General features: G+C 67.2%; 14 protein-coding genes. 7 read left to right on the top strand and 7 right to left on the bottom strand.

Features of this window, described 5'->3' with window-relative positions; all coding sequences use genetic code 11:
- Window positions 1-107: 107 nt before the first annotated feature.
- On the top strand, window positions 108-1,040 hold the full coding sequence (locus tag AB1I47_RS03945; RefSeq protein ID WP_354682473.1) for a LysR family transcriptional regulator: 933 nt from the start codon (window positions 108-110) through the stop codon (window positions 1,038-1,040).
- Window positions 1,041-1,121: 81 nt separating this feature from the next.
- Entirely contained in the window at window positions 1,122-2,159 is a 1,038-nt protein-coding gene (locus AB1I47_RS03940) for a LacI family DNA-binding transcriptional regulator (protein WP_354682472.1), read from the top strand.
- Here AB1I47_RS03940 and AB1I47_RS03935 read toward each other — a convergent pair.
- From AB1I47_RS03935 to AB1I47_RS03925, 3 genes are read right to left on the bottom strand one after another with little or no spacing between them, the layout of a single operon-like run.
- Window positions 2,156-2,863, bottom strand: a complete 708-nt coding sequence (locus AB1I47_RS03935) for a sulfite exporter TauE/SafE family protein (protein ID WP_354682471.1) — start codon at window positions 2,861-2,863, stop codon at window positions 2,156-2,158. The two genes, AB1I47_RS03940 and AB1I47_RS03935, sit on opposite strands and share 4 nt — an antisense overlap.
- Window positions 2,864-2,865: 2 nt before the next feature.
- Window positions 2,866-4,314 carry an amidohydrolase family protein gene (locus AB1I47_RS03930; protein WP_354682470.1) on the bottom strand — a complete coding sequence of 483 codons (1,449 nt, stop codon included), beginning with the start codon at window positions 4,312-4,314 and terminating at the stop codon, window positions 2,866-2,868.
- Window positions 4,315-4,333: 19 nt separating this feature from the next.
- Complete coding sequence (locus AB1I47_RS03925) at window positions 4,334-5,695, bottom strand: uracil-xanthine permease family protein (protein ID WP_354682469.1); 1,362 nt, start codon at window positions 5,693-5,695, stop codon at window positions 4,334-4,336.
- A 303-nt stretch (window positions 5,696-5,998) separates the two neighbouring features.
- Here AB1I47_RS03925 and sorA point away from each other — a divergent pair, with 303 nt between their 5' ends.
- From sorA to AB1I47_RS03905, 4 genes are all read left to right on the top strand, one after another.
- Window positions 5,999-7,261, top strand: coding sequence for a SorA family sulfite dehydrogenase catalytic subunit (gene sorA, locus AB1I47_RS03920; protein WP_354682468.1), 1,263 nt, complete (start codon window positions 5,999-6,001; stop codon window positions 7,259-7,261).
- 10 nt (window positions 7,262-7,271) lie between these two features.
- A complete protein-coding gene (gene sorB / locus AB1I47_RS03915; protein WP_354682467.1) occupies window positions 7,272-7,925 on the top strand; it encodes a SorB family sulfite dehydrogenase c-type cytochrome subunit in 654 nt (217 codons plus the stop codon).
- A gap of 128 nt (window positions 7,926-8,053) precedes the next feature.
- The gene (locus AB1I47_RS03910) at window positions 8,054-8,428 is read left to right on the top strand and encodes an ArsR/SmtB family transcription factor (protein WP_354682466.1); all 375 of its coding nucleotides are present in this window, start codon (window positions 8,054-8,056) and stop codon (window positions 8,426-8,428) included.
- A complete protein-coding gene (locus tag AB1I47_RS03905) occupies window positions 8,400-8,885 on the top strand; it encodes an SRPBCC family protein (RefSeq protein WP_354682465.1) in 486 nt (161 codons plus the stop codon). Before AB1I47_RS03910 ends, AB1I47_RS03905 begins: the two co-directional genes overlap by 29 nt.
- Before the next feature lie 51 nt (window positions 8,886-8,936).
- On the opposite strand, the gene glxR is transcribed toward AB1I47_RS03905, so the two are convergent.
- From glxR to phaP, 4 genes are all read right to left on the bottom strand, one after another.
- Window positions 8,937-9,818: a 2-hydroxy-3-oxopropionate reductase gene (gene glxR, locus AB1I47_RS03900; protein WP_354682464.1), complete on the bottom strand. Its 882-nt coding sequence runs from the start codon at window positions 9,816-9,818 to the stop codon at window positions 8,937-8,939.
- A gap of 70 nt (window positions 9,819-9,888) precedes the next feature.
- Entirely contained in the window at window positions 9,889-10,680 is a 792-nt protein-coding gene (locus AB1I47_RS03895) for an aldolase/citrate lyase family protein (RefSeq protein WP_475572023.1), read from the bottom strand.
- A 387-nt stretch (window positions 10,681-11,067) separates the two neighbouring features.
- A complete protein-coding gene (gene phbB, locus AB1I47_RS03890) occupies window positions 11,068-11,811 on the bottom strand; it encodes an acetoacetyl-CoA reductase (RefSeq protein ID WP_354682462.1) in 744 nt (247 codons plus the stop codon).
- A 263-nt stretch (window positions 11,812-12,074) separates the two neighbouring features.
- Window positions 12,075-12,557: a TIGR01841 family phasin PhaP3 gene (phaP, locus tag AB1I47_RS03885; RefSeq protein ID WP_354682461.1), complete on the bottom strand. Its 483-nt coding sequence runs from the start codon at window positions 12,555-12,557 to the stop codon at window positions 12,075-12,077.
- Between the two features lie 275 nt (window positions 12,558-12,832).
- Here phaP and AB1I47_RS03880 point away from each other — a divergent pair, with 275 nt between their 5' ends.
- Complete coding sequence (locus tag AB1I47_RS03880; RefSeq protein WP_354682460.1) at window positions 12,833-13,240, top strand: hypothetical protein; 408 nt, start codon at window positions 12,833-12,835, stop codon at window positions 13,238-13,240.
- Window positions 13,241-13,279 lie beyond the last annotated feature (39 nt).

Genomic DNA, 13,279 nt, shown 5'->3' with positions numbered 1-13,279 from the left:
GCTGTCACCGGTCCGCTCTTGTGTTCCGGTCATCATAGGGAGCGCCAGGGTATGATTCAAATGCAAATGTTGAACCGCTTCCATAACCATTACGCATGGATTGCCGCATGGATACCCAGAAACTTCTGCACCTGCTCGCGGTGGTTGAGCACGGCACCTTTTCCGAAGCGGCGCGCGCCGTGCACCTGACCCAGCCCGCACTGAGCCGCAGCATCCGCGCGCTGGAGGACGAGCTGAAGGCACCGCTGTTCGACCGCGGCGCGCGGCGCGCGCGGCTGACGGTATTCGGCGAGCTGGTGGCCGAGCGGGCGCGCCGCATGCGACTGGAAGAACGGCAGCTACGGCGCGACCTGGACCTGCTGCGCGGCGGCGAGGAAGGGTCGATCGCGATCGGCGTGGCGCCTGCCCCCGCCGCGCTGCTGCTGACTCCGTTCCTGGTTCACATGGCGCAGGCGCATCCGCGCATCAAGGTTCGCACCGAGACGGGCGCCACCAGCGCAATGCTGGAAGCGCTGCGCAGCGAGACCATCGACGCCATCGTCGGCGACGCCTACGTGCTGCGCGCCGCCGACGATATCGACATGGAGCCGCTGGGTGAACTGCCCGCGGGACTGGTATGCCGCGCCGGACATCCGATCCTGCGCAAGCGCCGCGTCGATATCGACACGATCCGCGGGTACCCCGTGGCGACCACCACGCTCAGCACCATCGTCAGCCGCCAGCTTGCCGAGCTGTGGGGCCCGGGTGCCGCGCCGGACAAGCTCTTCACCCTGCACTGCGACAACCTCGACATGCTGCGCAGCGTGACGCTGGCCACCGATACGCTGCTGTTCGGGGTGCTGTCGATTACGCGGCAGGAGCGCGCGGCCGGCCTGATGGCCGAAGTCCCGATGCCGCCCGACCCGCGCCGCTGCGGCCGCTACGGCATCGCGCGCATGGCGGCGCGCTCGTTGTCGCCCGCGCTGGAAGTGCTCTACAGCTTCACGCGCGCGCACTGGCAGGCGTTGTCGACGCAGCCGGCCACGCGCACGCGCCGCTGATCGTCACACGCTGAAGGCCGCACGCCGCACCCGAGCGAGCCGCTGATGTATCCTCGGGCCTGACATCTGCCCACGCCGCGCATGCCCGATTCCAAGCCCGACAAACCCCGCCGCCTCACCATCCACGACGTCGCCCGCGCCGCCGGCGTCTCGCTCACCACGGTGTCGCACGCACTGAACGACCGCGGCGTGCTGGATCCGGCCACGCGCGCGCGGGTCAAGCGCATTGCGGCGGAGCTGGGCTACCGGCCCAGCGTGCGCGCGCAACGGCTGCAGTCGGGCCGCGCCAACTGCATCGCGCTGCTGTCGTCGATGCCATTCGCGGTCGCGGGCGGCACGTCGCGGCTCGGCTTCATGATGGAGGTGGCGGCGATCGCGGCCGAAGCGGCGATGGGCCGCGGCCTGGGCGTGGTGCTGGTGCCGCCGCTGGAAGGTGCCGGCGGGCTGCTCGATACGCTCGATATCGACGGCGCCATCGTGATCGAGCCGGTGGCCGGCGATCCGCATATCGCGCGGCTGCGCGAGCGCGGCGTCAGCATCGTGTCGATCGGACGCGAGCCGCTGACCGACACGCCGGTGCCTTGCGTCGACCTGCAATCGGCCGACACCGCGCGGCTGCTGCTCGCGCACCTGCACGGGCACGGCCGCCGGCATATCGGCCTTATGATCGGTGCGGCGCCGCGGCAGTCGTATGTGGAAACCGAGCGCGCCTATCGCGAGTTCACGCAGGCAGCCGGCCTGCCCTGCCATATCGTCAAGGCCCCCGAGGATCGCGGCGAGGCGGCCGGCGCCGAAGCCTGCGCGCAGTTGCTGGCACAGATGCCCGAACTTGATGCGCTGTGCGCGCCGGTCGATGCATTCGCGGTCGGCGCGATGGCGCACCTGCAGTCGCTGGGCAAGCGCGTGCCCGACGATGTGCTGGTGGTGACGCGCTACGACGGCATCCGCGCCCGCAGCGCACAGCCGCCGATCACGGCGGTCAACCTGCACCTGGAGCGGGTAGCGTCGCTGGCGGTAGAGCTGCTGTTCGCCCACCTGTCCGGCGACCGCAGCCGCAGCATCAGCGCCGGGCCCGCGCCCGAACTGGTGGTGCGTGAGTCCTCCACGCCAACGCGCTAGCCGCGCAGCAGCACCACCGCGCCGGACACCAGCGCGAACACCAGCACGCCGATGCGCAGCATGCGCTGGTCGATGCGACGATGCACCAGGTGGCTGGCCACCATGCCGACACCGAGCACCGGCAGCAAACCGATGGCATACGCCACCTGCTCCATGCCGAGCCGCTCACCCAGCGCCAGCACTACCAGCGAGATCACTTCACCGACCAGGAAGCACAGCGCCACGGTCGCGCGCAGCGTGGCCACCGGCGCGTGCTGGTAGGCCAGCGCGAGCGGCGGGCCGCCCACACCGGTGGCAGTTTCGGTGACACCGGTGATCAGGCCGGTCGACGCAAAGGTCAGCCGTCCGGGCGTGAAAGCAGGGGCCAGCAGCGACGCCAGCGCGGCGGCAATGGTGCTGCCGCCGACCAGCGCGTTGAGCCACGCCATTGGCATCGACACCAGCACCCACAGCCCGCCAAAGGTGCCGGCCAGCCGCCCGGCGCTGATCCAGCCGGCGCCGCGCAGATCGATGGCATGGCGTTCGCGCCAGGCCACGTAGGCATTGAGCGGCAGCATCGCCAGCAGCAGCGCACCGGGCAGCATCGCCGGCGCTGCCAGCGCCAGCACCGGCACCACGATCAGCGCGAAGCCCATGCCGGTCGCGCCCTGGATCAACGCGCCGGTAAAGACCGCCGCGCCAACGTTGAACAACGTCATGTCCATCGTCAGCACTCCGCCGTGCCGGCGTGGCGGGCGCGGTGCACATCCGCGGCTTCGTGCAGCTTGCGGATCGGCGCGTTGGCGACGGTTTCCTCGGCCATCGCATGGATCGCCCGCATCAGCGCGCGCGCATCCCAGTCGGTAGGCCAGCCCTGCCACAGTCGCAGCTGGCCATCGACAAAGACCGCGCGAATCTGGTCGCGGTTGGCCAGCCGCACCAGCTCCCAGGTCAGGTCCCACGACGGCGCCAGCTCAGGCACGTCGAGGTCGAGCAGCAGGAAGTCGGCCCGCTTGCCCGCAGCGATCTCGCCGGTCAGGGCGCCCAGTCCCGCCACATCGGCCGCGTCGTGCGTGGCCATGTCGACCCAGCGCCAGCCCGCGCCGCACGACGAATCGCCCACGCCGATGCCGAAGGCAAAGCGCTGCGCCGCCTCGGCATAATCCAGCAGCCGGAAGCCGTCGCTGCGCGTGCCATCGGTGCCCAGGCCCAAGCGCACGCCAAAGGTCGCCATGGTCTCGGCCGGCGCCACCGCGTTGCCCTTCCAGGCGCTGGCCACGGGGTTGTAGGCCACCGCCGCGCCGGTATCGGCGAGCAAGCGGATTTCATGCGGCGTCACCAGCGTGGCATGCGCGAGCAGCGCCGCCGGGCCGAGCGCCCCGATCGCCGCCAGGTGTTCGATGGGGCGCCGGCCGCAGGCGTTGAGCGAGCGCTCCACTGCCACCAGATGCTCGTTGGCATGGGTCTGGAAGATGCGGCCGGACTCGGCGCAAAGCTGGTAGACGTGATGCAGCATCGCGTCGGAGGCGACCTCGGGGATCGAGATCGCCAGCGACGGCGTCACCAGCGGATCGCTCGCGTACTTGTCCAGGTGCGCGCCGGCGCGGCGCAGGATCGGCGCGGCGTCGAGCGTTTCGGCGCCGGGCTTGTCGTTGCAGATCAGGCCGAGCACGCAGCGCACGCCGGCATCGGTGACCGCGCGCGCGATCGCGTCCAGCCCCGCGTCGCTGCGCGTGCCGGCGTCGACCACGGTGGTAAAGCCGCCGCGCAGCGCTTCCAGCGCCGCCAGCCTGGACGACAAGTACAGGTGCTCCGCCTTCAGGCTGCCTTCCAGCGGCACCCACACGCGGCGGAAGATCTCGGACGGCTCGCCGAACACCAGCGACTTGCCGAACGACTGCGTCAGGTGGTGGTGCGTGTCGATCATGCCCGGCATCAACAGCATGCGCGGCAGCGGCAAAGCCTCCAGCTCGGGAAAGCGCGCCGCGATGTCCGCGGCCTTGCCGACTGCCTTGAAGCGGCCGCCCTCCACCACCACCGCGTGCCCGCGGACCGCCCCCTGGCGCAGCAGGGTCCATTCCGGCAGCAGCACGCGCGGCCGGTCGAAGCTGTCCGGCTGCAGCGCCGGATGGGTATCGCCGGGCCAGGCCGGCGTCGATGCATAACGTTGGGTCATTGGGATTCAGGAAGCGGGCTCAGTGCGAGGCGGCGGCATCGTCGGCGACCGCAGGGGTCGGCGTCGCGGCCGAGGTTGCGCCCCGCAAGCCCGTGTGGAAGAACAGGAAGTTGAGCAGCGCCGCGGTGATGGCGCCCATCGCCACGCCGTTGCCCACCAGGATGCGCAGGTTGGCCGGCAGGCCGCCGTAGATGCCGGGCACCAGGATCGGCAGCAGCCCCACGGCCAGCGCCACGGCCACCACGTACATATTGGCGTGGTCGCGCAGGTCGACCTTGCGCAGCATGTCGATGCCCATGGTGCCGACGATGCAGAACACCACCAGCCCGGTGCCGCCGACCACCGCCTCGGGGATCGCGCTGATCAGCGACGACACCGGCACCAGCAGCCCGAACACCACCAGGATCGCGCCCGACACCGCCGTGACAAAGCGCGAGCGCACACCGGTGGCGCGCACGATGCCGATGTTCTCGCCGCTGGTGATGATCAGCGAGGTGCCGAACATCCCGCCCAGCAGCGAGGTCAGCGCATCCGCGCGGATGGTGCGCGGCACGTCGCGCTGCTGGTCCACCGGCTTGCCCACCGCATCGCTGATCGCCAGCGTCTGGCCGGTGGCCTCCACCATCGAGATCACGGCAAACACCATCAGCGGGATCGCGGCCACTACATCGAAATGCGGCCAGCCGAACGGGAACGGCGTGGGCAGCGCCAGCACCGGCGACATCGACACATGGCCGACATGGAAAGCCCCGGCCAGCACCGCCACCAGCGCACCGCCGAGCAGCCCGAGCAGGATCGCGAGCTGCGCCAGCATGCCGGTCAACAGCCGCGATGCCGCCACCGTGCAGGCAATGGTGGCAAAGGCGAGCAACAGGTTGAGCGGATCGACGGTGGCGCCGGGGGCGGGATGTCCCGCCACCAGCTTGCCCGAGACCTGCGCCAGGTTGATCGCCACCAGCAGCAGCATCGTCCCCACCACCACCGGCGGGAAATAGCGCAGGCAGCGCCGGAACACCGGCAGCACGCAGAAATAGAAGATGCCGGTCAGGATCACCGCGCCGGCCGCGGTCTGCACATCGGTTTGCTGCGCGATCAGGATAAACAGCACGATCGGCGCGCCGCCGGGCAGCATCACGAACGGCAGCCGCGCGCCGATGCCGCGCTTGCCGAGCGACTGCAGCAGCGTGCCGAGGCCGCAGATCACGAAGGTGGCGCTCAGCAGCTGCACCGCCAGTGCGGGCGGGAAGTTCAGCGCCTTGCTCATCAGGAAGACGGACGCGATCGGCGACGCGGCCATGACCAGTACGTGTTGGAGGCCGAAGACAAACAGGCGCCGCCATGGCAGCCGTTCATCCACCGGCGCGGGGGCGGGGTGGGACATGAAGTTGCTCCTCGTTTGGTGTGTCGGGCGTTGTGCCGGCGGCCCTATGCCGCTCGCCGCGTCTGTGCGCAGTTCGCCTCTGATGTTGTCGATTTCCGCTAACAAAAACGTTTTGGTAAGTGTAGGGAAACCAAAACGACGACGCAAGCGGTTTCTCGGCGAGGGCACAAAGGACTTCCCCTATATCGATTCGATCGATAAGCGCTAGCTGGAAAACCCGTTTCACAAATTGGTTGTCCGCGACGCAAAGTAACCGCCACAACGCATTGCGCACGCCCTGCCGCGCCCCAAGAAGACGCCCCCATGCGAGACAACAACAACCCTCCCGATCATCCTCCGCTGCCCACCGCGCGCCGCCGCTTCGTTCGCAACGCCGGCCTGCTGACACTGGGCGCCTCCCCGCTCGGCGCGCTGGCGGCGCAACTCGCGAACCACGGCGACGGCGTCACGCTGGCCGACGGCCCGCGCCCGCTGGTGCGCTATCCGGGCAAGCGCCCGCTGGTGCGCGTCAGCACCCGCCCGCCGCACCTGGAGACGCCGTTCGCCGCGTTCAACGAGGGCCCGATCACCGCCAACGATGCCTTCTTCGTGCGCTACCACCTGGCCAATATCCCGCTGTCGGTGGACCTGGCCAGGTATCGCCTGAAGATCGGAGGCCATGTCAGCAAGCCCTTGCAGCTGTCGCTGGACGAGCTGAAAAAGCTGGCCGGCCCGGTCGAAGTGGTTGCGGTCAACCAGTGCTCCGGCAACAGCCGCGGCTTTGCCGAGCCGCGTGTATTCGGCGCGCAGCTCGCCAATGGCGCGATGGGCAACGCGCGCTGGACCGGCGTGCCGCTGCGCAAGGTGCTGGAACACGCGGGCGTCAAGGCTGGCGCCAGGGTGGTCACGTTCAACGGGCTCGATACGCCGGTGCTGCCGGGCACGCCGGATTTCCGCAAGTCGCTCGATATCGACCATGCGATGAACGGCGAGCCGATGCTGGCCTGGGGCATGAACGGCGCTGACCTGCCATTGCTCAACGGCTATCCGCTCAAGCTCGTGGTGCCGGGCTACTTCGGCACCCACTGGATCAAGCACCTGTCCGAGATCGAAGTGCTGGACCACCCGTTCGAGGGCCACGACGCCTTCTTCATGACCAGCGGCTATCGCGTGCCGGACAACGACTGCCAGTGCGTGGCGCCGGGCACGCCGGCAGGCAAGACGCGGCCGATCTCCACGCTGGCGGTGCGCAGCTTTATCACCAGCGTCGGCGCCGGCGGCGTGCTGCCCGCGGGACGCATGGTGGCGCTCAAGGGCATTGCCTTCGATGGCGGCTCCGGCATCCGCGGCGTGGAGGTGTCGGTCGATGGCGGGCACAACTGGCAGGCCGCCACGCTGGGCGAGGACCTGGGCCGCTTCTCTTTCCGCGCGTGGCAATTGCCGGTGAAGTTCGCGCGCAAGGGTCCCGCGGTGCTGATGGTGCGCGCCACCAGCCGGCAAGGCGAGGTGCAGCCCGCCACGGCCAGCTGGAACCCGGCCGGCTATCGCCGCAATGTCATCGAATCCACGCCGGTCACTATCGCCTGAGGAGCGCTCCATGAAGCCGATCATCGCCCCCGCGCTGCTGGCGCTTGCCGTGCTTGGCGGTACCGCCGGCGCCCGCGCCGCGCAGCAGGACGTCAAGCTGCCGGCAGAGACGGTCCAGCTCAAACCCGCCAGGCTGCCCGGCTACGGCATCGCCATGGAGAAATGCGCCATCTGCCATTCGGCCGACTACGTTGCCTACCAGCCGCCGGGCCTGAGCCTGGCGCAATGGACCGCCGAGATGAAGAAGATGCAGCGTGCCTACGGTGCGCCGATCGACGACGCCGAGGTGGAGCAAATCGGTGCCTACCTTGCCGTGGCCTACGGCTCAGCCAGGCTGAAGGACCCGGAGATCGTGGCGATCGCGCAGAAGGCGAACAGGCCGGCAGCGGCAGCCTCGGCGCCGGCTGCGCCCGGCGTCGACGTGCAGGCCCTGCTGGCGAAGAACGCCTGCCTGAGCTGCCACAGCGTGGCGCAGAAGGTGGTTGGCCCCTCGTACCACGAGGTCGCTACCCGCTACAAGACCGATGCGCAGGCGCAGGCGAAGCTGGAAGCCAGCATCCGCGGCGGCAGCAGTGGCAAATGGGGCGCCGTGCCGATGCCGCCGTTTGCCGGGCTGAAGGCGGAGGAAGTGCGGGCGTTGGCGGCGTACGTACGGCAGCAGTAGCGCCCGCCTCCTCAGGCCGCGTGCATGGCGCCCCGCTCGGCGGGGCGCGTTGCATGTTGTCCTTGCAGGTTCTGCCGCCGCTCCTATACTTAGCCGCATGGCTAACTATTGGTACCGAATTTCCTGACGTGTCCCCGGCTGTCGATGTCTCCCCGCTCTCCGACGTGTTCTACGCGCTGGCGGATCCGACCCGCCGGGCCATCGTCAGCGTGCTCGGGCGCGGTCCTGAGACAGTTTCGGCGCTGGCGGCCCCGTTTGCGATGGCGCTGCCCTCGTTCATGAAGCACCTGCAGGTGCTGGAGCGCAGCGGCCTGATCCGCTCGCGCAAGACGGGGCGGGTGCGCACCTGCGAGCTGGTCCCGCAGCCGCTCTCCGACGCGCAGCAATGGCTGGCCGATCAACGCGCGCTATGGGAAGCCAGGACCGACCGCATGGCCGCCTTTGTCGAAGCGCTTCACCAGGAGGAACTGACCGATGCCCAACGAAAACACCGCCAGCCCTGACAGCCTGGACCTGGTCATCTCCCGGCTGCTCAAGGCTCCGCGCGCCAGGGTCTGGCGCGCCTGGACCGATCCGCAGCTCCTCAAGGAGTGGTGGTGCCCCAAACCCTGGACCACCGAGGTCCGAGCCTTCGATCTGCGGCCCGGCGGCGCCTTCCATACCTTCATGAAAGGCCCCGACGGCGGCACCAGCGACAACCCGGGCTGCTTCCTGGAAATCGTTCCGATGGAGAAGATCGTCTCCACGTCGGCACTGGTGGCGGGCTATCGCCCGGCCAAGCCATGGCTGTCGATGACCGCCGTCATCACCATGGCCGACGAAGGCGACGGCACCCGCTACACCGCGCGCGTCATGCATCCGGATGAGGCGACGCGCAAGCAGCACGAGGAGCTGGGCTTCTACGAGGGCTGGAATACCTGCATTACGCAACTGGAGGCGTTTGCGTCGCAGCTGAGTTGACTTCGCCCTCCGGTCATTGAGCGCCGCGCATGGCGCGGCCAGCAATGCAGACTAGGACCCCACCTCGTGGTTGGCCAGCAGCTCCAGCGCCCGCACGATCGCCGAATGATCCCAGCCCTCACCGCCATGGCTGGCGCAGGCATTGAACAACTCCTGGCACGTCGCCGTATTGGGCAGCGACACGCCAAGTTCGCGGGCATTGGACAGCGCCAGGTTGAGGTCCTTCTGGTGCAGGCCGATGCGGAAGCCCGGATCGAAGGTGCGCTTGATCATGCGCTCGCCATGCACCTCCAGCACCTTGGACGAAGCGAAGCCGCCCATCAGCGCCTGGCGCACGCGCGCCGGGTCCGCACCCGCCTTCGACGCAAACAGCAAGGCCTCCGCCACGGCCTCGATATTGAGCGCGACGATGATCTGGTTGGCCACCTTGGCGGTCTGCCCCGCGCCGTTGCCGCCCACCAGCGTGATGTTCTTGCCCATCCGCTCGAACAGCGGGCGCACCTTGTCGAAGGTGGCTTCGTCGCCGCCGACCATGATCGACAGCGTGGCATTGCGCGCGCCCACCTCGCCGCCCGACACCGGCGCGTCCAGGTACTGGGAGCCCAGCGCCTCGATGCGGCGCGCGAAGTCCTTGGTCGCGATCGGCGAAATCGAGCTCATGTCGACCACGATCTTGCCGGCACCCAGCCCCTCGGCCACCCCGCCCCCGCCGAACAGCGCCGCTTCCACATGCGGGGTGTCGGGCACCATCAGGAAAACGATGTCGGCACCCTCGGCCACTTCCCGGCCGCTGCCGCATGCCACGCCGCCCTTGTCGAGCAGCGCCTGCGGTGCGCCGCTGCGGCTGTACAGCCTGAGCTCGTGCCCGCCGCCAATCAGGTTGCCAGCCATCGGGCTGCCCATGATGCCAAGGCCGATAAATCCGAGTTTCACTGTGATCTCCGTTGAATGGGTTGGAAGCTGAGGTGGTTGGAAAGAGCGATGGCCGGCAGCGCGCCAGCGCTCAGTAGCCTGTCGCGGATGCCGGCGATGCCACCCCGGCCCGCATCTGCGCCATCACCTGGCGTGCCCCCGCGGCCATCAGGCGCGCGTCGGAGCTCACCGTGACAAAGCGGAACCCTTGCTGGATGCGCCGCAGCGCGGCTTCCGGCGCGCCGTTGTGGATGCCGGCAACGCGCCCGAACGCCTTGGTCCGCGCCACCACATGCGCAATGGCCTGCGCCACCGGCGGATCGACATCGTCGAAAGTCGGCCGGCAACCGAGCGCGAGCGACAGGTCCGACGGGCCGATATACACGCCGTCGAGCCCGTTGACCGCCAGGATCTCGTCAAGGTTGTCCAGTCCTTGCATGGTCTCGATCATCGCCAGCACCACCACCGTGTCGTTGGCATGCTCGGGATAATCGGCGCCGCCATACAGCAACCCGCGCAACGGTCCGAAGCTGCGCGCGCCCAGCGGCGGGTAGCGGGTGGCGGCGACCAGGCGCTCGGCGTCGGCGCGGTTGTTGACCATCGGGCAGATCACGCCGTACGCGCCGGCATCGAGGATCTTCATCAGGATGCCAGGCTCGTTCCACGGCACGCGCACTACCGGCATCGTGTTCGTGGTGGAAATCGCCGTCAGCAACGCCAGCGCATCGGCGTAGTCCAGCGCGCCGTGCTGCAGGTCCACCGTCAGCGAATCCCAGCCCTGGTGGGCCATGGTCTCCGCGGCAAAGGCGCTGGGGATGGAAAGCCAGCCGTTGACGACTGGCTGGTCGGCGGCCCACATGGTTCGAATCCGGTTTTCGCGCATACGGTCACCCCCAAGCCTGATACGTTGTCGTACAACATTGTAAGGGCAAGGCCTGAAGTTGCTGCTGGGGATTACCCCGAGGCCACACAGGCATTCCCGTTGATGGGTAACACTTTGACACTGATACGCTACCCCACGTAAATGCGCAGACACCCTACGCTGCGGAAGCATCTCATAGGATGACTGACAAGTCTAGCGTCTTCGCATCCCTGAACTGACGCGCAAGGCGATGGGCGACGGAGCCCATCAGAGGCAAACAAGAGCGACCAAAACATCACCGCTCGGAACGGCTGCCAGCGCCCATGATAGCGCTGAAGGCCCGGTAAAGGCGCGCTCGGGCTCGGTCTGCCTAAGTCGAACCCAAGCGGCCTGACACTCGACCCGCCCTTACTGCATGTGCTGCCCGCCGTTGATGGCGATATTGGACCCGGTTACGTAGGCCGCTTCTTCCGAGCACAGGTAGGCAACCAGCGCTGCGACTTCTTCCGGTTTGCCGAGGCGGCCGACCGGAATTTGCGGCAGGATCTTGGTCTCCATGATGTCCTGCGGCACGGCGTTGACCATCCTGGTGGCAAGATAGCCAGGAGAAACAGTGTTCACTGTCACGCCCTTTCTTGCCACTTCCAGCGCCAGGGACTTGGTAAAGCCATGCATACCAGCCTTGGCGGCGGCATAGTTGGTCTGGCCGAAGGCGCCCTTGGATCCGTTGACCGACGAGATATTGATGATGCGTCCCCAGCCGCGTTCCACCATGCCTTCGCAAAGTGGCTTGGTGAGATTGAACACGGAGTCGAGATTGGTCCGCATCACGGCATCCCAGTTCGGCTTGTCCATCTTCTTGAACGCCATGTCGCGGGTAATGCCGGCGTTGTTCACCAGGATATCCACGCGACCTACATCGGCCAGGATCTGCGCTGCGCAAGCCTGGCAGGCATCGTAGTCGGATACATCAACTTCGTAGGCACGCATCTCGCGGCCGGTGGCGGCCATCGCGGCAAGCCAGTTCCGGGCGTTCGCATTGCCTGGCGAGTGCGTCACCACCACGGCATGGCCTGCATCGTGCAACCTGATGCTGATGGCTTCGCCGAGCCCACCCATACCGCCTGTTACCAGTGCGATTCTCTTCGTCATTTTGTCTCCTGCATTCTCATAAAGTTGAAAGACCCCTGCCTTGCCTGGAAGGTTTTTTTCCTGGTTGTCCCGAGCAGATTCCCGTTGCCCTGGCGCGCGACAGGCGAGTGCGAGCCGGGCCGGATGATTGCGGTCCCAGTTGTATGCTGATGCGGAAAGGTTGGCGTCGCCGTGCGGCAAGCCAGGGAAGCGGATGTCCCCGGCCTGCAAGCCTGCGATCTGTTCAGAGCGCAGGCCTGGCCGCCATTGCCGACGGTACGCCGTTACTGCCTGGAGGCGGCTGCGGCCGTCGTGGCAAACTTGGCCCTGGCGACTTCAGCTGTCTGCTTTGCCGCGTTCTGGAAGGATTGATAGGTGCCGCTGGCGGCTGCTACGCTCGATTGCAGCAGCGCGACGATCGCTTCAGAGCCGGCCGGCGCGTTCTTGACGAACGCGTCAACGAAGGCTTGCACATTACGGTTGTGCTGTTCGTACTGGGCCTCGACTGCCTTCGTCAGTTCCGCCTGCGTGTTCGATGCGATGTCGTACACATTGCGTGCATACGCAACTGCCTTCTCCGCGGCAGGTTGGGCCAGATTGCCCTGGGCGACATTGGCCTGGCCTTCGGCAAGTGTCGTCCTGACTACCTGCAGGTTCAGTTCGGTCAACTTCTGGAAGCCATCAAAAGCCGTGTTCGTCAAAGCAAACAGATGGCCCAGATTGGCCTTTTGCACTGCAGCAAACTGATCGGGCATAAAAGGGGACATGCGTAACCTCCTTTTGGATTGATCGACCGCTCTCGTTGGGAAAAGTAATGTAAAGAGCGCCGGTATGCTTGATGGATCGGCAGCCTCGCCGATCCTGCAGCGCAGCATCCGAATGCGCATCCTAGGGTGTTTTGTCTGATTTGAAACCCTAGGGATATTCCTACAAAGTACTTAAAGCATGACAATTAAAGTATCGTATAAGGCATAAAAACTGGATGTTCTGCAAGGTCCCCAAAGGCAGTATCCTTACGACATCCCGCTCACAGCACAGGCGTGTGCGACATTCCGCCCGCCGGCGACCATGGTTGGCCGGCTTCCTTCTCGTGGTCTTCCTGTCAACCCAGTTGGCAGTGGCTGCGTACGCCTGTACCGGCAGCCGCTACCAGGTCGAAGACAGCGGCACGATGGCCGCCATGGCCGAGTCCTGTGCCGATATGGCCGCCGGTACCAGCGCCAGCGGGCAGGACATCGAACAGAGCGGCCTCTGCCTCGCCCATTGCCAGGCCGATTCCAAGAGTGCCGATCACGCGTCGCCGCAGCTTCCGGCGTTCATGCCGGTGCTGCTGCGGGTCATCGAACCAACGCGCGTGGTCATGGCAGAGTTCCGCATTGCGCTGCGAGCCGAGGGGCAGGCGCGCAGTCCGCCACCGCTCAACATCCTTCACTGCAGTTTCCAGACATAGCCTCCGGTCCGACGTCACCTGGTGCTGCCCGCTTGCATG

This window comes from Cupriavidus necator (genome assembly GCF_040578825.1).
Classification (GTDB): Bacteria; Pseudomonadota; Gammaproteobacteria; order Burkholderiales; family Burkholderiaceae; genus Cupriavidus; species Cupriavidus necator_E.
The sequence above is the reverse complement of the archived record's forward strand: the minus strand, read 5'-3'. Positions and strand labels throughout refer to the sequence as shown.

Bases quoted from the DNA above. Each gene is read 5' to 3' on its own strand.
- AB1I47_RS03945 (WP_354682473.1), top strand. From the start codon at position 108: ATGGATACCCAGAAACTTCTGCACCTGCTCGCGGTGGTTGAGCACGGC.
- phaP (WP_354682461.1), bottom strand. From the start codon at position 12,557: ATGTCCCCTTTTATGCCCGATCAGTTTGCTGCAGTGCAAAAGGCCAAT.
- AB1I47_RS03905 (WP_354682465.1), top strand. From the start codon at position 8,400: ATGCCCAACGAAAACACCGCCAGCCCTGACAGCCTGGACCTGGTCATC.
- sorB (WP_354682467.1), top strand. From the start codon at position 7,272: ATGAAGCCGATCATCGCCCCCGCGCTGCTGGCGCTTGCCGTGCTTGGC.
- AB1I47_RS03930 (WP_354682470.1), bottom strand. From the start codon at position 4,314: ATGACCCAACGTTATGCATCGACGCCGGCCTGGCCCGGCGATACCCAT.
- sorA (WP_354682468.1), top strand. From the start codon at position 5,999: ATGCGAGACAACAACAACCCTCCCGATCATCCTCCGCTGCCCACCGCG.
- AB1I47_RS03940 (WP_354682472.1), top strand. From the start codon at position 1,122: ATGCCCGATTCCAAGCCCGACAAACCCCGCCGCCTCACCATCCACGAC.
- AB1I47_RS03925 (WP_354682469.1), bottom strand. From the start codon at position 5,695: ATGTCCCACCCCGCCCCCGCGCCGGTGGATGAACGGCTGCCATGGCGG.
- phbB (WP_354682462.1), bottom strand. From the start codon at position 11,811: ATGACGAAGAGAATCGCACTGGTAACAGGCGGTATGGGTGGGCTCGGC.
- AB1I47_RS03935 (WP_354682471.1), bottom strand. From the start codon at position 2,863: ATGGACATGACGTTGTTCAACGTTGGCGCGGCGGTCTTTACCGGCGCG.
- AB1I47_RS03895 (WP_475572023.1), bottom strand. From the start codon at position 10,680: ATGCGCGAAAACCGGATTCGAACCATGTGGGCCGCCGACCAGCCAGTC.